21 protein-coding genes are annotated in these 20,630 nt (G+C 69.6%); all 21 read right to left on the minus strand.

From position 1 onward, the window contains the following. Positions 1-17: 17 nt before the first annotated feature. Positions 18-227, minus strand: a complete 210-nt coding sequence (locus LXT21_RS16285; RefSeq protein ID WP_046714011.1) for a hypothetical protein — start codon at positions 225-227, stop codon at positions 18-20. After that, positions 224-1,675, minus strand: a complete 1,452-nt coding sequence (locus tag LXT21_RS16290; protein ID WP_254039045.1) for a tail fiber domain-containing protein — start codon at positions 1,673-1,675, stop codon at positions 224-226. Before LXT21_RS16290 ends, LXT21_RS16285 begins: the two co-directional genes overlap by 4 nt. Further along, positions 1,672-3,066 (minus strand): hypothetical protein, encoded by a 1,395-nt coding sequence (locus LXT21_RS16295; RefSeq protein WP_254039046.1) that lies wholly within the window; start codon positions 3,064-3,066, stop codon positions 1,672-1,674. Before LXT21_RS16295 ends, LXT21_RS16290 begins: the two co-directional genes overlap by 4 nt. Then, complete coding sequence (locus LXT21_RS16300) at positions 3,063-4,631, minus strand: baseplate J/gp47 family protein (RefSeq protein ID WP_254039047.1); 1,569 nt, start codon at positions 4,629-4,631, stop codon at positions 3,063-3,065. Before LXT21_RS16300 ends, LXT21_RS16295 begins: the two co-directional genes overlap by 4 nt. After that, the gene (locus LXT21_RS16305; protein WP_254039048.1) at positions 4,628-5,116 is read right to left on the minus strand and encodes a hypothetical protein; all 489 of its coding nucleotides are present in this window, start codon (positions 5,114-5,116) and stop codon (positions 4,628-4,630) included. Before LXT21_RS16305 ends, LXT21_RS16300 begins: the two co-directional genes overlap by 4 nt. Positions 5,117-5,161: 45 nt before the next feature. After that, positions 5,162-5,572 carry a GPW/gp25 family protein gene (locus LXT21_RS16310; protein WP_254039049.1) on the minus strand — a complete coding sequence of 137 codons (411 nt, stop codon included), beginning with the start codon at positions 5,570-5,572 and terminating at the stop codon, positions 5,162-5,164. Then, the gene (locus tag LXT21_RS16315) at positions 5,572-6,222 is read right to left on the minus strand and encodes a hypothetical protein (protein WP_254039050.1); all 651 of its coding nucleotides are present in this window, start codon (positions 6,220-6,222) and stop codon (positions 5,572-5,574) included. Before LXT21_RS16315 ends, LXT21_RS16310 begins: the two co-directional genes overlap by 1 nt. 2 nt (positions 6,223-6,224) lie before the next feature. Beyond that, a complete protein-coding gene (locus LXT21_RS16320) occupies positions 6,225-6,857 on the minus strand; it encodes a phage baseplate assembly protein V (RefSeq protein ID WP_254039051.1) in 633 nt (210 codons plus the stop codon). Beyond that, entirely contained in the window at positions 6,854-7,399 is a 546-nt protein-coding gene (locus tag LXT21_RS16325; RefSeq protein WP_254039052.1) for a hypothetical protein, read from the minus strand. Before LXT21_RS16325 ends, LXT21_RS16320 begins: the two co-directional genes overlap by 4 nt. Continuing rightward, positions 7,396-8,280 (minus strand): hypothetical protein, encoded by an 885-nt coding sequence (locus tag LXT21_RS16330; RefSeq protein ID WP_254039053.1) that lies wholly within the window; start codon positions 8,278-8,280, stop codon positions 7,396-7,398. Before LXT21_RS16330 ends, LXT21_RS16325 begins: the two co-directional genes overlap by 4 nt. A 1-nt stretch (position 8,281) precedes the next feature. Next, positions 8,282-9,310, minus strand: coding sequence for a hypothetical protein (locus tag LXT21_RS16335; RefSeq protein ID WP_254039054.1), 1,029 nt, complete (start codon positions 9,308-9,310; stop codon positions 8,282-8,284). Between the two features lie 3 nt (positions 9,311-9,313). Continuing rightward, a complete protein-coding gene (locus LXT21_RS16340; protein WP_254039055.1) occupies positions 9,314-9,523 on the minus strand; it encodes a hypothetical protein in 210 nt (69 codons plus the stop codon). A gap of 1,550 nt (positions 9,524-11,073) precedes the next feature. Next, entirely contained in the window at positions 11,074-11,940 is an 867-nt protein-coding gene (locus LXT21_RS16345; RefSeq protein ID WP_254039056.1) for a hypothetical protein, read from the minus strand. A gap of 3 nt (positions 11,941-11,943) precedes the next feature. Further along, positions 11,944-12,333 carry a hypothetical protein gene (locus LXT21_RS16350; RefSeq protein ID WP_046713998.1) on the minus strand — a complete coding sequence of 130 codons (390 nt, stop codon included), beginning with the start codon at positions 12,331-12,333 and terminating at the stop codon, positions 11,944-11,946. Positions 12,334-12,348: 15 nt separating this feature from the next. Beyond that, on the minus strand, positions 12,349-13,719 hold the full coding sequence (locus LXT21_RS16355; RefSeq protein ID WP_254039057.1) for a phage tail sheath C-terminal domain-containing protein: 1,371 nt from the start codon (positions 13,717-13,719) through the stop codon (positions 12,349-12,351). A 146-nt stretch (positions 13,720-13,865) separates the two neighbouring features. Further along, complete coding sequence (locus LXT21_RS16360; RefSeq protein WP_254039058.1) at positions 13,866-14,372, minus strand: hypothetical protein; 507 nt, start codon at positions 14,370-14,372, stop codon at positions 13,866-13,868. A gap of 224 nt (positions 14,373-14,596) precedes the next feature. Further along, on the minus strand, positions 14,597-16,138 hold the full coding sequence (locus LXT21_RS16365; protein WP_254039059.1) for a DUF1501 domain-containing protein: 1,542 nt from the start codon (positions 16,136-16,138) through the stop codon (positions 14,597-14,599). Between the two features lie 3 nt (positions 16,139-16,141). Continuing rightward, positions 16,142-17,812 (minus strand): DUF1800 domain-containing protein, encoded by a 1,671-nt coding sequence (locus LXT21_RS16370; protein ID WP_254039060.1) that lies wholly within the window; start codon positions 17,810-17,812, stop codon positions 16,142-16,144. A 102-nt stretch (positions 17,813-17,914) separates the two neighbouring features. Further along, positions 17,915-18,391 carry an MEKHLA domain-containing protein gene (locus LXT21_RS16375; protein ID WP_254039061.1) on the minus strand — a complete coding sequence of 159 codons (477 nt, stop codon included), beginning with the start codon at positions 18,389-18,391 and terminating at the stop codon, positions 17,915-17,917. A 19-nt stretch (positions 18,392-18,410) separates the two neighbouring features. Then, positions 18,411-20,138, minus strand: coding sequence for a thiamine pyrophosphate-dependent enzyme (locus tag LXT21_RS16380; protein WP_254039062.1), 1,728 nt, complete (start codon positions 20,136-20,138; stop codon positions 18,411-18,413). Then, on the minus strand, positions 20,135-20,626 hold the full coding sequence (locus tag LXT21_RS16385) for an MEKHLA domain-containing protein (protein WP_254039063.1): 492 nt from the start codon (positions 20,624-20,626) through the stop codon (positions 20,135-20,137). The genes LXT21_RS16380 and LXT21_RS16385 overlap by 4 nt, the downstream gene beginning before the upstream one ends. Positions 20,627-20,630 lie beyond the last annotated feature (4 nt).

Genomic DNA, 20,630 nt, shown 5'->3' on the forward strand with positions numbered 1-20,630 from the left:
CTGCGCCGCGGGGAGGTTCAGCGCGCGGCGTGCGGGAGGTTCGTCACGGTGGCGTTGTTCGCCTCGTCGGAGGGCAACAGCTCCTGGAGCACCTGCATCGCGCCCTCGATGCGCAGCATCGTCTGCACCAGGCCCGCGCGCTTCGCGTCCAGCTCCGCCAGCATCTTCTGTCCCGCCTCGTGCTCGGCCTTCAGGTCCGCGAGGCGCTTCTCGATTTGGCTCTTCATCCGTGCTTCTCCGGGTCGAGGAGGCGCTGCTCCAGCGCCGCGATGCGTGTGTCGTAGTGCGCCTTGAGCTCCTGGAGCGCGGCGATGGCCAGCACGTTGAGGGCCTCGTACGCGAGCCCCTTGAGCGGCGTGCCGTCCTCGCGCGCCGGCGCGTCCGAGACCAGCTCCGGGAACACGGGCTCCACCTCCTGCGCGATCAACCCCAGTTGATGATGCCCCGAGGACTTCAAATCGAAGCTCACGGGGCGCAGCGCGAGCACGCGCGGCAGGATGCCCTCGAGTGTCTGGATGTTGTCCTTGAGCTGGACGTCCGAGAACTTATGCCACTCGCCATCCTGCGGCATGTAACGGCCATTGCCGTTGCTGTGGTAGATGTGGAAGGTCCCCTGGCCCTCCATCGCCATGTCCACGAACCGCCCCGAGACGTTCTCGGAGAGGCGGATGCCGAGGTTCCCCGCGCGTTGCTGGACGTGCAGCGGGGTCGAGGGGCGCGTCGTCCCGATGCCGAGGTTCCCGCTCTCGTTCATGAACATCGTCGTCGTGTTGTTGACCATGAAGGAGAAGCCATTGTCCACGCGGGCGCCCACGTCCCAGTACACGCCCGTGGCCGTTCCGCCGGTCATCCCGTAGCGGATGGAGGCACGTGACTCGCCCTTGTCCCAGGAGACGTGGGGGTTGTGGATCATCAGGCCGTTGCCCAGCCCGGCGCCGATGGTGACGTGGGGGATATCGGTAGACCAGTTGGTCGTCAGGTTCACCACGAAGCGGTCCAAGCCGGCGGAGCCTCCCGGTACGCGTACGTCCAGCGCGCCCTGCGGGTCGTCGGTGTTGATGCCCACGTTGCCGCCAGCCTTGATGTGCAGGCGCGGCGTGCCCGAGCCCGAGCCCGTCTCCGAGTCGCCTCCGTCCTCGGTGATTTGAAGGCCTGACGCCCCCGCGCCGGACTGGCCGCGCACCTGCCAGCTCTTGGTGCGGGTGCGCAGGAGCATGGACGCGCCCTCCGTGCCGGCCGTCGTCTTGATGACGAGGCCGATGCCCCAGGTCTGGCTGCCCGTGGTGCGCACCTCCAGGGGCGGCGGGGCCTCGGTGCTCACCGGTGCCACCACCAGCAGGCGCTTGGTCCCCGGCGCCGCGCCGATGCCCACGTTGGCGTTCACCGTCAGCGGGCCACTCAGGGCGCCACCCGTGAGGGCCAGCTTCTGGTTCTCCAGCTCCAGGAAGCGCGCGGTGACGTCCGTGTTCTTCACCACCAGGTTCTCGGTGGCCTCCACGCGCGTCACCTTCAGCATCGCGGAGGGGGAGATGCTGTCGCCCGCCAGCTGCTTGCCGTCGGCGCCGCCTCGGTGGGTGTGGCCGCGGATCTCCTCCCGCGTCTTCACCTGCATGTTGTTCCAGGTGTCCGCCAGGATGGCGTCACCGGGTCTGGCCGGGTAGTAGGGGTCGTTCATGGCTGGAACCTCGAGGTATCGAAACGGGTGCCGTCGAAGACGCCACCCCAGGTGAGCGACTCCTGGGGCGCGGGGAACTGTTCGTGCAACTCGATGTGGGAGCCGAACGACGTCAGCGCGTCCGTCGGGACGAGCTGCTCGGAGAAGGACGACTCCAGCTCGACGCTCAGCCGGCCCTCGCGCGCCACGAGCGCCTCCGCGGGCATGGGCAGCGTCAGCTCGATGCGCGTGCGGACGCCGGCGCACCGCCCGTACTCCAGCGCGGCGGTCAGCTCCCGCACCAGCCCTGGCAGTCCGGGCGTCACGCCCTCCGCGTTCGGCTCCAGGAGGTGCGGCGGGATGTGGTCCGCGGGGATGCGCAGCGAGAAGGTGGCGGGGGACACCTCCGTCCAGTCGAAGCGCAGCTCCAACGGCGGGGTGTCTCGTTGGGCCTGGGCCTGGGCCTCGGCCTCGAGCACGTCCTCCTCGCTCCACCCGAGCAGGTAGGCGCGCACCTCGCGCCGCTCCAGCGTGCTGTAGGTCCAGTGGTTCTCACCGGGCGCCAGCTCCGGCAGCCGGTGGTCCTCCTTGAACACGGAGAAGCGGGAGTCCACCGCGTCGAAGCGCGTCGGTGGGCTGGTTCCGCTCTCCTCGGAGAAGCGGGTGGGGTGGGCCAGGATGATGGGCCGCTCCACGGGCACCCCGTCGAGCATGGGCGAGAAGCCGTCGCGCAGCTTCAGCGTGGCGCCCTGGGGGATGCGGCCCAGGTAGATGAGGTCGAGCCCTGACTCCGCGTGCCGGAGGACGGGGACCGCGACCTCGCGGGAGGTCGCCCGGAGGGTGATGGTGGGCGTCGCCGTCTCCAGCCCCGCGTTCGTGGTGAGCAGGCGCTGGCCGCCGCCCACGTCGCGGAAGCCCGCGGTGGCGGGCGTCTGGGGGTTGTCGAGCAACTCGAGGGTGAGGGGGCGGAAGGTGCCGTCCTTCCGGGGCACGACGAGGCGCGCCACCGCCCGGCCCCCCTCCCACGTCACCGCGGGAGGTTGCCGCGCCATGTAGACCAGCGAGACCAGCCGCAGCAGCGCGGACGCGGAGCCCAGACCCGTGCGGTGCAACTCCACGACGGTCGCCAGCCGCGTGCGGAAGTACTCGGCGGACTCTCCCCGACGGGGCAACAACCCGTGCAGCGCCGCGAGCTGGCCCAGCTCCGAGAGCGCCTTGTCCTCGGGTGACGCCTCCACGGTGAAGCCCCGGGCCAGCGTGTACCAGCGCGAGCGCATCAGCCGCGTCAGCCCGGCCTCCATCTGCTCCAGCTCCTGGGCGAGCGTGGAGTAGAAGTGGTTGAGCTTCGGCCCCGACTGGAGGACCGGCGGGAGGTAGCCGACCATGCGGCGTCTGCGCTGGTCCGCGCTCATCCGACCCCCACCAGCTCCGCTCCGCCGAACAGGAGGCGCAGGTCGCCCGTCACCTCCAACTGCGTGAACTCCTGGGGGAGCGCGTGCGCGGCGCCCGCGGAGACCAGGGCCACGGTGACCCCCGACTGCAGCGTGACGTCACAGCCCAGCAGCCCCGCGACGTGGGCCTGCGTCCGCAGCGCGTCCTCCAGCTTGGCGCGCGTGAGGTACGTCGCCGTGGAGGCGCGCTGCTGGGCCTCCTCGGTGAGCCGCGCCGTGAAGACCTCCAGCGCGCCGCGCAGCGCGTCGCGCACCTGCTCCGCCGTGCGCGTGTCGCCCTGGACGAGCGTGACGACCAGGTCCAGCCGCCACGTCGGCGGGCGCAGCCGGGAGATGGACGGCGGCTTGCGCACCAGGTCCACGCGCGCGGCCTCGAGCGACTCCAGCCGCCAGTCCCGGTTGGCGCCATACAGGCGGCTCTTCGACTCGCTCACGAGCGTCTTCTCCAGCGTCGCCTCGGGCGCGGTCCCCCACACGAACGTCTCCACCTCGACGTCGGAGATGCGTCGCACCGCGGGCTCGCCGAAGAGCAGCGCCTCCAGCTTGCGGCGGCTCACCGACGTGCCCACGGGCAGCTCCCGCATGTAGCTGGACAGCTTCTGCTGGAGCCCGCGCCGCAGCCGGTCGAACGTCGCCTCGTCCATGGCGTCGTCGTTCGGCTCCACATCGAAGCGGAGCAGGAAGAAGATGGTGCGCGCGTAGCGCAGGCGGACGTGGATGCCGGCGGCCTTGGACTCGCGGATGGCGGCCTCGACGCGCCGGACGCCCTCGACGTCCGACTCGAAGTCCGTGTCACCCACCAGCACGTCGACGACGCCGGGGGGCGCGTCCGGGGGCTCTCTCACGGTGACCTGCTCGACGCCCTGCTTGCGCACCGCCGCGGCGATGGACTCCAGCGTGCCCTTCTCCCCGTCGCGCATCGCGGTGCGCGCGCGGGCGCGCAGGTCGGTGTCCGTCTCGTCCTCCGAGTCCCGGCGCAGGGGGGCGGGGTTGGCGACGGCCTCGATGCCCAGGATGGGTCGGGGCATCAGCGTCAGTTGGAAGGGGTCGATGACGGGGGGCGCCTGACGCGCGTCCTCGTCGTCCGACTGGACCTCCTGCACGGGGATGAGCACGCGCGTGTCACCCTTGCGCAGCGTGGCGTCCTCGCGCGTCTCGAAGAGGGGCAGGGGCTTGCCGTCCGCCGCCATGCCCGTCACCTGACGGCCCGCGGGGATGCCGATGTCCTCCGGCGCGGGCGCGGCGCGGCTGAGCTCCACCTCGCCGGTGAGGCGTCCGGCGCGCGCGCGCGTCAGGCCCAGCACGGCCACCACGTTGTCCAGCGCCGCGCCCTCGGCGGTGTCCAGGTAGCCCGAGCGGTGCGCCAGCTCCATCATCGCGTAGAAGGTCGCCATCTCCCGCGCGTACGCCTCCGCGAGGGTGCGAGCCATGCCTCCGGCGTTGGGGTCCGTTCCCGCCCCCATGTTCGCCAGCAGCCGCTCGACGATGGCGCTGAACGTGGTCGTCTCCGGAGGGATGAGGCTCAAAAGGAGATCTCCCACGTCATCTTCATGAGCATGTTGGAGCCCCGGTTGACTTCCTCGAAGCGCACGCGGTTGAAGAGGATGGGCGCGGCCGTCCCGAGCGTGACGAGGATGCCGGCCTCCGTCAGCGGCTGCACCGTGGCCTCGGCCGGCGGCGGCGGCAGGGTGGCAGACACCGTGGCGCGCACCAGGCTGGTGCCGTCGCCCAGGGTGATCTCCTCCACCTTGGGCGCGGTGTCCGCGGCCAGGTCCACCTGGTTGTCGAGCTTGATGTTGGAGGGCAGCGGCTGGGTGGTGCCGGTGCCCACGGCGATGGACCAGCTCGTGGTCAACGCGTTGACGCGCCCCATGAGCAGCTCCGCCACCAGCCGCTTGCCGGCGATGGTGATGAGGTTGGGGACCTTGCGGCGCTCCATCAGCGAACCGTCCAGGTTCAAGATCTCGAGCGTCAGCACTCCGTTCATGCCCTGCGTTTCCTTGCCGTTCATCACGCTCTCCCCAAAGTCGTGTCCGTACCCGTGTGTCCCGCGCGCTCAGCCCAGGTCGAGCGACAGCCCCAGCTCCACCGGGTCGCCGGTGATGGCGCGGATGCGCGCCCGTACATCCACGGCGCCCGGGAGGTCCGGCCTCGCGAAGACGGTGAGATGCAGCACCTCGTCCACGCGCGGGTCCTCCTTGATGGCCTGCCGCACGTACCTGCGCAGCAGGTCCAGGTTGGCCCGGTCCAGTGGCTCGCCGATGAGGTCCGCCACCCGGCTGCCGTAGCGCTGGTGGCCCAGCTGCTCCAGGTGTCCCCGGTAGACGAGCAGCCGCATCGTCAGGGCCTGGACCAGGTTGTCCCTGCCGCTCACCGTCGTGGCGCCGCCGTCGTCGGACCAGTCCAGGTCCATGCCGCCCGACTCCTTGAACGAGAGGCGCAGGTCGGTCTTGAGTTCGTCCGCCATCAGAGCAACCTCCCCGGACCCGCGGTCGCGCCGGGTGAGCTGGGGATGCCCGGGGCGACCTTCAGGCGCGTCATCATCTGCGTGAGCGCGTCGGCCAGCGTCTGCGCCATGGCGCCCGCCAGGTCCGGCGCGTTCTCGCCCCGGATGCCGCCGGCCTGGAGGAAGCCGAGCGCGAGCGGCTGCAGCATCGGCTTCGCGGGCGCCGCGCCCATGAGGCTGCCCGGTGACGTGGTGGTGAAGCCCGCGATGGCCATCCCCGGGGCCACCATCACCATGGTGGTGAAGAGAATCAGGGCCTGCTCCACCGTCTGGGCGATGGCCTTCGCCAGCGCGTCGCGCTGCTCGCCGTTGATCTTGTTGGACGCGAGCAGGCCCTTGGCGATGGGCTCTATCTGCGACGCGCCGGGGCCGCCCGCGGGCGGTGGCAGCATCATGCCGGGGCCCGCGGTGCTGCCCGCGCCCGGAGGCGGAGGCGCGGCGGCGGGGATGCCCGGCGACACGATGGCCATGTTCGCGAAGAGGGTGAACGCCTGGCCGCAGGCGTCACCGAGCGCGGTGGCCAGGTCCGGGGCGTTCTCTCCCCGGAGCCCCGCGGACTGCATGGCGCCCTTCGCCAGGCCGCCTATCTCGCTTCCGCTCGGTGCCGGCATGGTTACTTGGCCTTCACGTCCTGCGAGCCCTTGAGCGGCGCGCCGGTGAAGTAGCACTTGTGGCTCTTCTCGGTGATGACGCCGCTGCCGCTCTTGCCCAGGTCGATCTTCCCGGACGCGTCCACCGTGCAGTCGGTGCACTTGAGCTGCACGTTGCCCTCCACCTCCAGCGACAGGTCCGTCTTGCCCTTGATGGTGATGACGTCGTCCTGCTTCACCGTGACGATGGTCTCGCCAGCGGTGATGACCACCGACTGCTCCTGGTCGATGGCGATGGACGTCTTGCCGTTGGGAGGCGAGACGACGCGCCACTCGTCCGCTTCGTGGATGGGCGGGTTGAGCTTGTCCGAGTAGAGCCGGCCGGTGATGACGGGGCGGTTGGCGTCGCCGTTGAGGTACGTGATGACGACGAGGTCCCCGGCGTGCGGCGCGCTCACCATGCCCAGGTGCGGCGTCGCGATGGGCACGCGGCGCAGCTCCAGACCGCTCTCGCGCAGCTTCACGTTGCACTCGTGGTTGTGCGCGTCGCCGTCCGCGTGGGGGAAGGCGCTCGTCACCACGCCCAGGTCTCCCAGGCGCAGCGAGGCCAGCTCGTCGCGGATGATGGCGCGGATGATGGTGACCAGGTCGCTCACGCCGCGCCTCCCGTGAGCAGCGGGGTGCCGGGCGTCAGGGCGGTGAACGACGTGTTGCCGGGGGCGACGAGCGCTTGTCCCAGCTCCTTCAACGTGTCCTTCAGGTCGACGACGGACTCGCGCAGCGACGCGAGGGACTGCTTGGGCAGGTAGCCCTGGAGGACGACGGTGACGCCCGCGCGGATCTTCTCCAGGAGCTGATGGGCCGCGTGCGCCGCGCCCGCGAGCGGGGCCAGGGGCTCCAGGCCCATGTCGCGCATCTCCTGCTCGGACTTCTCGCCCAATGCCTTGAGCCCATCGAGCGCGGGGTCCAGCTTCTCGAGCAGCTCCGGGATGGCCGCCACCTGCTCCAGGCGGACGAGCCAGGTGATGATGAAGTCCATCACCTTGTCCATGCCGTCGAGGACGAGCTTCACGGGGGCGCCGATGCCGCACTTGCGCACCAGGTTGACGATGGCGGTGACGGTCTTCGACTCGAGCAGGTCGTCCAACGCCTTGATGAACCGGGTGATGCCATCCACGATGTCGGCCGTCGTGCTCACGGGAGTTTCTCCAGGTCCTTGAAGGGGCCGAGCGGATCGAACCCGCTGATGACCTCGCCCAGGGCGACGGCCTCCTTGCCCACGCGCTGGACCTTGGCGAGGAAGTCACCGGCGCCTGCGATGTCCTTGATGATGGTGAGCGCGTCGCCCAGGTCCAGGCCCGTCATCTGCTCCAGGATGTTGATGCCCTCGGTGGCCAGCTTCTCGATGAACTCGCCCAGGCTCCCCGCCTGACTGAGCGACTGCACGAAGCCGATGATGGCGCCGGGGTTCACCTTGCCGAGCTTGCCGAGCAGGCTGCTGAAGTTGCCTCCGGTGAGGGAGCCCTTGGTGCCGTTGACCACCGAGCCCAGCTCGTCCGGCGACAGGTGGCCGAGCAGCTCCGGGTTCGCGTCCACCGCGGCCATGAGCGACTCCGGCTTCTGGAGCACGCCCGCGGCATCCGTGGAGCTCTTGGCCCAGGACTGCGCGTCTTTCGAGACGGCGTCGTTCACCGCGCCCACGCCCGCGTCCGCCTTGGCGGGGGGCTCGACGTACTCCTTGACGCGCAGGAAGAAGCTGAAGCGGCTCTGGTGGCCCGCGAGCTGGCGCACCTGGAAGTCCGCGATGAGGACGTCGGTGAGGTCCGCGCCGGCGATGGCGTCCGATGCGAAGGACAGGGGCGTCGCCTTCATCTGCGCCTGGCGCAGCTCCTCCAGCGCGGCCTGCGGGTCCTCGCCGAGCAGCAGGCCCTCCATCACCACGGTGACGGGCTCGCGGCCCAGGTCCTGGAAGACGCTGCCGGCCTGACCGGGCACGCGCTGCTGCACGAGGTTGCGCGCGTCCTCGGTGTAGATCTTCGTGAGCCCGACGAGCTCGATTCTTCCGATGCGGACGGCCATGTCAGAGCTCCATCCGGGTGGTGAAGCCCGTGCGGGCGTCGAGTTGGTGGCGCACGGTGCGCACGCGGAGCACCTGTCCGGAGAGCAGGCCCTCCACGGGATGTCCCTCGGGGATGTCCTTCACGGCGATGAGGTCTCCGGGTTGGACGGCGGGCGCGCCGAGCACGACGAGGAAGCCCTGGAGCTTGCGTGACGCCAGGGCGGTGACGCGGCCCTTGGCCTGCGCGGAGGCGCTGTCGCCGCTGCGCACGGAGCCGTCCTTGATTTCGCGCGACTGCTTGCCCTTGGAGCCGGCGCGGACCTGGCCCTTGTCGCCCAGGGCGGCCTTGCCGTGGATGGGCGCGACATCGTCCACGAGCCAGTGGGCCTTGCTGTCACCCTGGGAGCTGGCCGCGCCCTCGCCCCAGACCTCGAAGCCGTCGATGACGGGGAGGGCCTGATGCAGTTGGGTGCGCAGCACCTGGGTGCGGTAGACGAACGTATGGTCCGCGCCGCCCTTCTTGGGCGCGGAGAAGTGCACCTGGCCCTTGCCGTTCGTGAAGACGTCGAAGCCGCACTGCTCCGCCAGGCGCTGGATGTGGCGCAGGGCGCGGGGGCCGCGGTGGAGGACGTAGCTGGGGAACGTCAGGCCGTCCTCGACGGTGCCCGCCTTCGCGCTCGCGAGCCCGAGCAGGTCGCGCACGATGGAGCCGGCGGACATCTGCTCGTAGGCGCCCGTGGCGTCGATGCGCGCGAGCTGTGTCAGCGCGTCGCCGCCGATGACGACGGCGGAGTCCGCGGCGGCGCGGGTCTCCAGCACCTGTCCGGTGAAGACGGTGACGGAGCCGTCGCCCGGGTCCAGGGCGATGGTGGTGGACGCTCCGGGGGCGGGAAGCGCCGCGTCGGAGGGGACGAGCTCCACGGTGCACCGTCCGCCCACGCCGTCCATCGTCAGCTCGCTGGAGATGGAGCGGACCAGGGCCTGGCCCTGTCGGGAGGTGTTGGAGGCCCGGAGCGAGCCGATGTTCACCGTGTATCCGATGCCGGCCATGGCTCAGACCTCCAGTCCGTGGCGACGTGCCGACTCGCGGAGGATGTCCACCAGCGCGTCCTCGAGCGTGCGCCGGTCCATGCCCGCCGCCGTGTTGTCGGCGCCGACCTGCACGCTCACGTTGAACGTGTTCTGGACGGGGGAACTGGTGGTGGGCTCGGCGCTCGGGGCGGGGAGGGAGAGTTGTCGCGCGTGCTCGAGCAGCGGCGCCATCGCGTGGGAGACATCACGCGTGAGGGGGAGCGTCGGCTGGGGAGCGGGAGACGGCGCTTCGGGGGGCGCGAACGTGAGACGGGACTTGGGGCGGGCTTGGGGCGGCGACGGAGGTGTCGGTGACAGCAACTGCGCGACGCGCGGGCGGGGGCCGACGTCCGCGCTCGTGGAAGCCCCGCTCACGGTGGTGGGCGAGGGGAGGGGGACCGCGGAGGCTCGCTCGTCAGGGGGCGGAACGTTCGTCGCATCGGTGCCGAGGATTGGCGCGGAGACCGTCTCGGGCCCAGAGGCACTGCTGAGAGGCAGGGCGCGCATGAGTCGGACGACCTGTCGCTTCGGCGAGGCAGGTTCGTTGGACCTGACGGAGATGCGGAGTCCTTCCGGCGTGGGAGTGGTTCCGGCGGAAGTGGCACGGGTCCCCGTGGAGACCTCGAGCCCTTGGAGCACGCCGGGAACGCTGGCGCGCGGCGATGAATCGGGTCGCGGTCCGACGGAGACGGGCAGGGGCGCCGTGGCCATGCCGCGTCCGTCATCACTCGCGTGCATCGAGGTGTCGGAGAACCGCTCGCTCGGAGCCGTCTCGGAGGTCCGCGACGGGGCGGACCGCGGGAGGGCTCCGTGCCGCATGAGCGGTGTCGTGGAGCCAGAGGTTCGCACCGCGTCACCCGATGAGGCGTGAGGCGCGGGCGCTTCGGGGGCGAGCCCTCGAGCGGTGGGCGAGGCTCCTCGCGATGATGCAAGCGGCGTGAGGCCTGGATCCTCGCGCATCACCTCGACCGAAGAGTCGGAGCGAAGACCTCGGTCCTCGTGCACCGCATCACGAGACGAGGCCAGCGTCGCGCGGAGAGCCCCTGCTCCGGGGGAGAAGTCGCGCATCCTGTGCACTGCGTGACTCCCGGAAGGGCTCTGCTGCTCCTCGCGTGTCCCATCCGCCGAGAGCGCGAGCGCTCGCGTCCCGTCCGCTGCGTGATTCGCGGATGGGCTCTGCTGCGCCGCGCGCGTTCCATTCACCGAAGCGAGAGCACGCGTGCTGTGCGGTGCGTGACTCGCGGAGGGGCCCGGCCGAGCCTCGTGAGTCGAGAGAGCGGGGGCGGGTGCTGCATGGCTCGTCGCGGGGCCCTGCTGCGCCTCGCGCGCTGCATGTGTCGATGGAACGAGCAGCTCGGATGCTCGGGGATCGGGACCTGGCGTCGCGTTCGACGGTGCGGGAAGAACAGGCGCTCCGTGGGGAGCTGCGACCGCCCTCGACGAGAGCCCCGCGGACGTCTCAGGGCCGCGTGCGTTTTTCTCGCGTGCTCCGTCATCCGGCGCGACGTGAGCTCCGGAGCGCACGGCCACGGACTCCTGGTGGCGGTGGTCCGACGGGCTCGGTGTGAGCGCCATGTGGGCCGCTTCAGTTCGAGCCGTCGCGCTGTCATCGGGTGGCTCGCGGAGCGGCTCCTCACGACTCGGAAGTCGAGCGCCGAGCTGCCGCGCGACCCCTTCGAGTACACGCAGCGCGGGAGCGCGCAGGCGTGAGGTCAGCTCCGCGGTGGTGAACGTCGTTCGCATCAGTCGTCCTCCACCTGGATGACCACGGCATCGGGAAAGTCGGACAGCCTCATGGCCCGTGATGCGGGGGCCTGACGCGCAGGCGCGACAGGAGGCTCCGTGAGCTTCAACATCGCCAGCAGTCGGTCCACCTCGGAGGCGGGCGTCGCCCAGACCTGGGCGGGAGTCCATCCCAAGGCACGGCACAGCTTCAGCGTCACCTCCGCGAGGACCCGAGCCTGCTTGTCGGAAGCCTCCAGCATCCGGTCCTCGGCCTTCGCGGGGGCCGCGTTGATGGAGACCACCGCCTCCAGCAGCGCCGCGGTGGTGGCGCCGTCCAGCGACTCCAGCGCCACCGCGGGGACCCACTCGACGACCGACGCGTCGAGCATCCCCCGCAGATACCGCTCCAGGCTCAGCTCGCGGGCCCCATCGGCCCGCATGAGCAGGCTCGCCTCGAGCACCTGGGTGCGCTCGGCGAACGTCCAGGGGCGCAGCCGGGCACGCACCTCACCCGCCTGCCACCATCCCTCTGGGAGCGCCCCGACGGACGGCTCGCGAAGTCCACACAACGCCCACCACAGCGCGAGCGGCGCCAGCTCCCCGAAGCATGACTCCGGAACACCGGAGTCCCGCAGCACGTCGAGCGCGAAGCCCGCCGCGTCGAAGTCCAGCCCCGCGCCATCCAGCCGCGCATGCGAGTCCAGCGCGCGCAGGTGCGCCCCGAAGCCCCACCGACGGAGCGAGACTCGCTCCCCGGAGGCGACCTCCACCTCGATGCCCCGTGAGGAGTCATGGGTGTGGAGGTGGAATCGCCGGCCGTCGATCTCGATGGAGAGCGACGCTCCGGGCGACTCCGTGCGTGGGCTCGCGGGCGCCTCCCTCACGGACTATTCCTCGCGCAGGCGGGTCGCCGTGAAGGCGTACGTCGTGGCGGCGCTGCCGTGGGCGTCCATCTGGAACGACTTGCTCTCGACGAAGCAGTCGTCGAAGGACAAGGTGCGCGTGTCGTCCGTGCCCTCGGTGCGCTTGAGGTTGGCCACCAGCTGGAACTTGCCGCGTGCGTCGAGCAGCGAGTCCAGCTTCACGGCGGCGGAGCGGATGACCAGCTCACCGATGACGGTGCGCAGGCCGAAGATGACGTCCACGCGCTCGTTGGAGCCGATGGCGCGGATGTCCTCGCGTTCCGTGACGACCCGGAAGGCGAGCGACTGGAGACCGTCCACGGCCTCGCCGTCGACGAGGATGCTGCTACGGTTGGCTGAGAATACCGTTGGCATCGATGCGTTCCCTCATCAGACCTGGACCGTGATGGTCGCGTAGATGTAGTCGATGGCGCGCACGGGCCTGACGGCCATGTTGACCCTCACGATTCCGAGCGCGAAGTCCTGCTGTGACGAATAGACCTCCACCTTGAAGGCGGGGTCCTTGCCGTCGGTGGAGGGGACGATGGCGCCGTCCTTCTCCATCTGCACCAGCGCCTCCACCAGCTTCTGCTTCAGCGCGCTGCGCCCGTCCGCGTTGTTGAGCAACCCGATGAACAGGTCGCCCACCATCTTCAGCGTGCGCACCGCCCGGTCCGCCACGCGCCGCACGTTGATCTGATCTCCATCCGTCGTCAGACCCCGCACGACGATGGTGCCCCGGCCGCGCTCGGTGATGACCGGCACCACGAAGGCCTTGAGCAGCCGCTTCTGGTCCTCCACGCTCAAGGACAGCTCGTTCAGCCCGGACACGCGCTTGAAGGTGGGGGACTGATGCGGCGTGAGTCCGCCCACCATGCCCGCCACCGCGCCCACCACGCCGTGCGGCGCCGCCAGCACGAACCTGTCGCTGACCAGGTTGGAGGCGAGCTGCTCGGTGCTCTCCATCGTGCCCGTGGGAGGGACCTGGCCGAAGCCCAGGCGCCCCTTGCTCTCGCCGCTCAGCGCGTTGCAGTGGCTGATGACGTCGCCATAGATGCGCGACACCTTGGCCAGGTCCGTGAAGTCCTGCACCGCGGCCAGCACCAGGTCCACGTCCGCGTGGTCCTTCAGCTTGCCCAGCGCCGTGGCGTACTCGTCCGGCGTGGCGTCCTTGCCGCCCGCCAGCGTGTACGTGCCCGCCGTGGGCCAGCCCACGCCCTTCGTGGTGTCCACGCGGATGAACGACGAGGTGTCCAGCGTCGACACCAGCCCCGCCGAGTTCACGTTGCGCAGCACCTCCGCCGCGCCGCTCGCGGGGTGGATGACCTCCAGGTCGAACGACACCGTCTTGTCGATGTTGTCCCGGTAGCTCACCTTGACGGTGATGCCATTGGCCCACGGGCCAGGGACACGCGCCTGGAACGTCGCGCCATGCTTCTCCCCCGTGGAGCCCGAGGGATACTTGCTGGCGTCGGGCGGGGCGGTGATGGTCGCGCTGGTCCCGGCCGCCGCGGCGAGCGGTGAAATCACCAGCTCCGAGACACCGTTATCCAATGCCTGTCTCGCCTCCGGGAGGCTGTAGGCGCTCGCGCGTCCGGCCACCTCCAGGAACCGCGACCAGCTGCTGGCGCGTATCACCTTGCCCTGGGCTGACTCCAGGAAGCCGGTGATACCGAGAACCCCAGACGGTGCAAGCTGTTGGGGCAACACTTCCTTGACGACCGTGACCTGGACACCGGGAATGATGAGACCTGTGGCCATACGCTCCCCGACCCTCGTGAGCGAGGGGGTGTTGAACCCTGCTCAGGGTGCAGGTTCCCCGGACCGTGTGCCTGGGCACACGCCCACCCCGACCGGGGCACGGTCCTATTCAATGACTGGTTGGTTTGAGAGGAAGACGCCTGGAATCAGGGATTGGTGGCGGGAATCTGCACGCCCGTCTTGCGCAGCGCCGCGATCGTCGCCGGCAGCAGCGTCGACACCTCGTTGATGAGCGCCTTGCCCACGTTGAGCAGCAGGTCGACGATGGCGACGATGTGCTCGACGCCCGCTCCCACGAAGTCGACGATGATGTTCAGGAAGCGCTGTCCCGTCAGCGCCAGGTTCCGCGCCGAGTCCGGCAGCAGATCCAACGTGGAGTTCACCAGGTCGCGCCCGGCCTCCAGCACGTTCTTGATGGAGTCCACCACATTGGGGTCCATCAGGGGCTTGATGAGCCCTTCCACCTGCTTGAGCACCGAGCTCAGCACGTTGCGCACCGGCGTCCAGATGACCGCGATCTTGTCGGTGATGGCCTTGAAACCCGAACCGCTCACCGCCAGATACAGCTTGTACAGCGCCTGCTCGACCTGGATGGCGATGTTGTCCACCGTGGCCAGGGCGTCGGATACGTTCGCCGCTGCGTCTGCTGCCATGGAATGTCCCCCTCGAGTGATTTGAGTGCGCTCATGCGAAACATGAACGCACGCGCAGAGTACGTGAATGAACATTCCGGATTCAAGGTTTTATCGGGTAGGTCACAAAACAAAGCCACATCCTACCGGGCGTGAGTTGTCGTGATTGACCCATCCGGAGGTGACGTGTCGGGGCGAGGGGCGCGGGTGGACGGAGCAGGTCCTCCCCCGCGCCCCTCAGAGGCTCAGGGGTCCGGAATCAGGAAGGGAATCCGGTAGGCGCGAGCGGCCGCGGGGAAGCCACCCGTGGTCGCGGCGGCGACATAGGCCGACAGGTTGGGGAAGGCATGGTCCCTGTCAGCAACTCCTCCGAGCCCCAACCATGACGCAAACGTGAATCCATATTGACCGACGCAGAGTGAAGGCAACCATCGCCCCCTGCCGTCCACCGAGTCTGGGTTGTTCACTCCGCCCGACAGCAGGTCCAGGTTGGGATAGACGCCATGCAGACGGCGGCCCTGGACGCGATCACCCACGACGATGGCGTGGCTTCCCCATCCATGGTCCGTGCCCCGCTCGCCGTTCTCCGCGAGCGTCCGGCCGAAGTCGCTCATGGTGAACAGGGTGGCCTGGGGTGGCGATGCGCCGAAGACGCCCTCGCTCTTGAGCAGCGTCATCGCCTGCTGGAAGGCGTCCAGCGCGAAGTCGAGCTGGGCGAGCAGGGCCGCGTGCGTCGTGTCCTGTCCCGCGTGGGTGTCGAAGCCGCCGAGCCCCACGGAGAACATCTGTCGGCGCACGCCCAGGCCCCCGCGGGTGGCGGGCATGGCGCCGGCGACCAGGTCCTGCACCACCTGGAACAGCTGCAGGGGCAGCGTCCAGCCAGAGGTGCCCGCGGGCGGCGTGAAGAGGCCCGCGATGTCGCCCTGGGTCTGCGAACGAAGGGCGCCCCAGGCCGTCTGCCGCGCGGCGGCGCGCGCGGCGGAGAACGTCTGCGCGGTGGTGAAGACGCCGCCGTAGCTCGCCTCGAGCGTGACGCCGTTGTGGATGGCGACGACGTCCTCGAGCGCCTGGGTGCGCAGCGCATCGAAGTCCGCGTCCGGGTGCGGCGTGAGGCCCAGCTCACCGGAGGGGGACACCATGAGCGGCTGTCGCTCGGCGCCGGCGGTGAAGAGGGCCTTGCCTCCGAAGGACGTCACCTCCGGGTAGTCGCCGGGGTTGAGTCCATGGAGCCGGTCGGCGGTGCGCCCGCCCCAGCCGGTGACCTTGTCCTCGAGCAGCGGAGGCAGGTCCACGGTGGAGGGATTGGCGATGTCGCTGGCCCAGGCATCCTGCTGGTCGCTGTGTGAGAAGAGGTTGTCGGGACGGGCCACGGTGCCCTGCTCGTAGTCCTGCTTGCGCATGGGCAGGGTGAGCGGACCCACGTTGCACACGAAGGCGGCCTTCTCCGCCTCGAACAGGGCCTGCAGCTTCGCGAGCGAGGGATGCAGCCCATAGGCCCCCGCGGCCATCCCGACGGGGTTGATGACACGCAGGTCCGCGAGCGGGATGCCGAGCGTGGAGCGCGCGTCGAGGTATTGCCCATGCGCCAGGTTGGCGCGAGGCACGAGCACGTTGTTGGCGTCGTTGCCGCCCAGCAGGAAGACACACACCGTGGCGCGGTAGCCGGCGTAACCGGACAGGGTCGCGGCGGCGGCGTCCCCGAGCCAGCGGGGGAAGGTGGAGGAGACGCTCAGCGCGCCCAGGCCCAGTGAGGTGTTCCGGAGGAATTGTCGTCGTGAGAAGCCCATGTATCACCTCTGGATCTGGAACTCGGGGGAGAGGGACGTGAGGTACACGGCGAGCTTCTTCCTGCGCGTGAGGTCTCCGGCGTCCGGGTGGGAGATGGCGTTGAGGATGACCTGCTGGAGGTCCGGCGACATGGCGCCGTGCAGCCAGTTGCGATGGAGCCACTGGACCAGGTCCGCGGACACGGGGGGCAGGATGGCCAGGTCCACGAGGACGCCCTTGGTGGCGGTGCTGGCCCTGAAGAGCAGGTCGTGCGTGACGTTGGCCCGCGCGGTGGCGGTGGCGGTGTCGAGGATGGCGAACTCGGGGCCGAGCAGCCCTCCACCTCCGGGCGCCGGAGCGTTGGGAGGGTAGTAGCTGAAGACGGAGGGAGGCCGGGGTACGTGCTGGCCCAGGGTCTGGCTCCAGTCGCTCAAGAGGCTGCCCGGGTCCTGGGTTCCTCCCTGCGTGTCGAGCGTGCCATTCAGGCCACGCACCAGCGCGGTGACGTAGAGGGCGGGCGGACGCAGGTGGCCGAAGCGGGCGAGCTGCGAGGCGGGAGGCTGGGCGCCACGGGCCTCGTCGTGCTGGAGGATGCGGCGGATGACGGCGCGCAGGTCTCCGCGCTCGCCGCTGCCGTTGTCCTTGAAGACATCGACGACGGCCTGGACGTATTCGGGGCTGGGGTTGCTGCTGACGAGGTGTTGGATGAGCTGCTTGCAGATGAAGGGCGGCAGGTTGGGGTCCTGGAAGATGTTGTCCAGCGCCTCCTTCAGGTGTCGTCGAGCGCTGGCGCCGGGCGTGGTCCAGACGCCCCGGAGCAGCTCCCGGGACGTGCTGTCGTGGTTGACGTCGCAAGGCATCATCGGCGCGGCGTACGTGGCGGGATTGGAGCGGCCGATGGCGGGGCACGCGGGCGCCGCGTAGGTCCAACCGGAGAGGGTGTGGGCGAAGGCCTGGACCTGCGCCTCCGTGTAGACGGGCACCTTCTCCCCGGACACGAGCACCGGCTCGCCGTTCTCCTGGAGCCTGTGCAGGCCGAGCGTGAAGAGCTGGAGCAGCTCGCGCGCGTAGTTCTCGTTCGGTGAGATGGGCTGGCCGTTCGGCTTGAAGGCCTTGTTGTTCGCCAGGTCCAGGTACGTCCCCATGGCGGGGTGCAGCGTCACGTCCTCCATCAGCTGGCGGAAGTCACCGAACGCGCGCTGGTTGAGGAGGTTGAGGTAGCTGGCCATCGCCACGCGCGGCTCGGACTCCGGCGTGGAAATGATGTTGGGGATGCCGTTCTGCGAGACGACCATGACCTGGGCCAGCGCGAAGGCCACGCGCTGCCGGAGCTGGTCCTGTCCATGGATGGCGTGGTGGAAGAACTGCGAGCCCAGGTCCGGGGTGGCCAGGCCATCGAACGTCGAGCGCGGCGCGGCGAACTGCTCGGTGATGGCCTGGCGGATGCCCACGGCCATCACGTGCTCCACGGTGTCGGCGGGCGGAGGCGTGACGCCGTGGGCCAGGCGCGGTCCGAACGTCGCCTGCTCCAGGAAGCGCAGCGCGTTGGGCTCGCTCGGGGTGTCGAGTGGCTCGGCGCGCTGGCGCTGGTGGTCGGGTGTCTCGGGCAGCGGTGTGTCGGGACCGGGGGGCCCTTCGTCGGGCACACAGGCGAGTGTGCACACGACGAGGGACAGCGTGAGGCGTCGCATCATCCGGGAGTGCTCCTTCAGTGGGTTCGCGAAAAAGGGGACGGAAATCCCCGAGGACACAAAACACTGAAGACCTGTAAAGGTTGCTCTCCCTGTGGGTTCCCCTTAGAGCGGCGCGGGCCAGACGAGCGCGCCCAGGCCCAGGCGGGTTCCTTGCGCGTCATGGACCCGCCACAGCTCCGAGTCGTGAATCCGGAACAGCTTCCCGCCTTGGGTCACGCGGATGCCGGAGTAACCCGTCACGTAGCCGCGCTCTTCGACGACTCGAAGCACGGCCGCGCGATCTTCCCTTCCGTCGGGTGGCGCGCTGAGCCGAGCGGGCGTCCGGAGGAGCTCCTCGGCGGAGTAACCGAACTGCCGGGACGCGGCGGCGTTGGAGTAGAAGTAGACCGGCTCTGGCTGGACGTCCTGCGCCAGCAACATGAAGGGGGCCTCGGTGTGGGCCCACGCCAGGCGGGTCGAGTCGGAGGCGTGCTCGAGGTGGGGAGGGCAGAAGCCGACGCCCAGGGGTTTGCCGAAGTATCGCTGGTAGGAGCTATCGAGCCACTTCAGGAGCGGCATCACTTCATGGAGGGCTTTCATCGGGGCTCCTCTGGGGACGTCAGAGGTTTCCGGCGCGAGGGTTGAGTCCGAGGACCTGTTCGCTGTCGGCGGGGATGGTGACCAGGATGGACTGGCCCGTGCGTGCGCGGTGGAGGCTCAGGATGGCGTCCAGGTTGGTGAGCTCCGGATTCAGGTCGAACGCCACCCAGCCACACGCGCGAGCGACGTCGCCGAACTCCAGCGGTGTGAGCTGGGAGTGTCCGCGTGAGGCTGGGAGGCCCGGAAGGATGGTGGGCAGGGCCTGTTCGACGAGCCCGTAGCTGGCGTTGTCGAGCACGAACAGGAGCAGGTCCAGGTTGCGGGCCTCGGACAGACAGCCCGAGAAGAGCCGGAAGCAGCCGTCGCCGGTGAAGCCGACGATGTGGCTGTCGGGACTGGAGAGCCTCGCGCCGACACACAGGCCCAGCACGTTGCCCATGGCCGAGCTCCGGTAGAGTGAGAAGAAGCGCGCGTTCGGGTGGGGGCGCTGGGTGACGTATTGCCGGTCCTTGTAGGAAAGACAGACATCGTCGAACCCGAGCGTCCCCGGCGCCCAGAGGTTGTCCAGCCGGCTGAAGAGCTGGCGCATGTCGACGAACCCGGGGCGAGGTGGACTTCGCGGCGTGTGGTTGAGATTCGCGGGCGCGTGGATGGCGCGTCGGGTGCGCGTCGGGTGTTGCTCCAGGTGTTCGACGAGCGCATGCAGGGCGCTGTCCAGGGGCGTCACCCATTGATGGAATTCGTGCCGTGCGCGGTGGGCGAAGCTGCCGTCGACCTGCCCGTAGCCCTCCTCGATGGACGTGAGGACGAAGGTCTTCCCCGCGGGATAGGGCTGGAGGTTGACGGTGTACTCGTCCGGGCACGCCCCGAGCACGAGCAGGACATCGTCCTCGCCCAGGCTCCGCCAGACCTCCATCGCCGCGTCGTTCCCGCCGAAGGAGATGTAGCCATGGCCCCACGGGTTCTGTCGTTCGACGCCGTTGGCGCCGTTGATGCTCCAGACGAGGGAGGCGCCCAGCTGCTCGCACAGGCGGGTGGTGAGCTTCGGCGCCAGGGGCACGCGCGCCAGCTCCTCACCGGCGAGGATGACGATGCGCCGCCCCTTCGCCGCGGCATGGAACGTCTTGACGAAAGTGCGGAGCTGCTCGGGCTTCGGCTCGGGAGGACGCAGCGGGGAGAAGGCACAGGTCTCCTCGCCGGTGGAGAGCTTGAGGAGGGTTGGCTCGATGACGAGCACGATGGGCTTGGACTGCTCCAGGCGGTGCTGGGCCTGTCGGAGCTGGGAGAGGACGTGGGTGGGCTGGTCGAGCACGAACACGCCCCCAGGGAGCTCCGCCTGGAGCTGGGGAACGATGTTGCTGCCGAGCACGGAGGTGTCCTGGAGCGGGCTGAGTCCCTGCGTCTTCGCGGAGGAGAGCGGCACCACGAAGACCGCCGGGAGGTCATGGACCTTGGCGTCGCTCAGGGCGCACGCCACCAGCTTGGTCGCCGCGCCCGTGGTCGCGAGGCAGCAGCCCAGCTCGCCCGTGGCGAGATAGCTCCCCAGGGGCACGAAGCCCGCGGCGTACTCGCCCAGCGTGAAGAACCGGGGTGACTCCTCGGCGCTCGGCGCCTCCCGTTGTCCCGGATGGGGTTCCAGGTTCTGGAGGAAGTGGAGGAGCCCGCCCCCCGTGACGCCGGTGCAGAGCTTGACGCCCCAGGCCCGCAGCGCGGACAAGAGCACGTCATAGCCACTCAATCGCTTCATGGGATTCTCCCGGGAGCGCTCTCGGTCCAGACGAGCGCGCCCATGCCGCGGCGGTTCTTCTGGGCGTCGTGGATGAGCCACAGCTCCGAGTCGCGAATGCGGAACAGCTTTCCTCCTTTGGCGACGCGGATACCGGAGTAACCCGTCATGGACCCGCGCTCCTCGACCACTCGAAGCAGGGCCGCGCGGTGCTCCTGTCCGTCGGGTGGCGCGCTGAGCCGAGCGGGCATCTGGAGGAGCTCCTCGGCGGAGTAGCCGAACTGCTGGGACGCGGCGGCGTTGGAGTAGAAGAAGAGCGGCTCAGCCTGGGTGTCCTGCGCCAACACCATGAAGGGCGCCTCGGTGTGGACCCACGCCAGGCGGGTCGGGTCGGAGGCGTGCTCGAGGTGGGGAGGCAATGAGCCGATGCCCAGGGGCTTCTTGAAATACTGCTGGTAGGACGCGTCGATCCACTTCAGGAGCGGCATCACTTCGTGAATGGTTTTCATCGTT

The sequence above is a fragment of the Myxococcus guangdongensis genome, assembly GCF_024198255.1.
Lineage (GTDB): Bacteria > Myxococcota > Myxococcia > Myxococcales > Myxococcaceae > Myxococcus > Myxococcus guangdongensis.